General features: G+C 69.4%; 1 pseudogene. It reads left to right on the forward strand.

From position 1 onward, the window contains the following. Positions 1-232: 232 nt before the first annotated feature. Positions 233-715 (forward strand): annotated as a pseudogene (locus tag JGS39_RS40170) (PQQ-dependent sugar dehydrogenase); the annotation flags it as partial.

Below are 715 nucleotides of genomic sequence, written 5' to 3' on the forward strand. Positions count from 1 at the left end.
CTGCCCACATCCCTCTTTGTCCTGGGCAGGGAAAAAGTTCGACAACACCGCTGCACAAGGGCTTTCCGTCCTGGACGAACAGGTCTACCGTCCAAGACGTGTACATGACATACACCTCGCTCGGATCCCCGTCACCGGCGCCGCCCAGGCCCCGCTGACCTGCGCGGCAGTCCCCGCGCGTAACGGCTCGGCAGCACCCGCCCGTACCACCGGCACTCTCCGGAGGACACTCGTGCACAGAACCCGCAGCAGGACCGGAACAAGGCTCCGCCTCCGTAAATCCCTCGCCCTGTTCACCGGTGGCCTCCTCGCCGCCGCCACTCTCAGCCTGGGCGCCACGGCGGGCACGGCCGCCGCCCATGAGGACCATCCCGTCCCCGCCCCGGCCGCCGAGGACTTCCAGCAGGTCCGAGGACTTCCAGCAGGTCACCCTCGCCAAGGGTGCGGCCGAGACCGGCGAGCCCATGTCGCTGGCCGTGCTCCCCGACCGCAGCGTGCTCCACACCTCGCGCAGCGGCGAGCTGCGCATCACCGACAGTGCCGGCAACACCCGGATCTCCGGTGTCATCCCCGTCTACTCGCACGACGAGGAAGGCCTCCAGGGCATCGGGGTCGACCCGGACTTCAGCGAGAACCGGGCGATCTACCTCTACTATGCGCCCCCGCTGGACACCCCCGCAGGCGACGCCCCCGAGACCGGTACCGCCGCCGACTT

Origin of the sequence: Streptomyces poriferorum (genome assembly GCF_019399235.1) — a bacterium.
In the GTDB taxonomy this organism is placed as follows: Bacteria; Actinomycetota; Actinomycetes; order Streptomycetales; family Streptomycetaceae; genus Streptomyces; species Streptomyces poriferorum.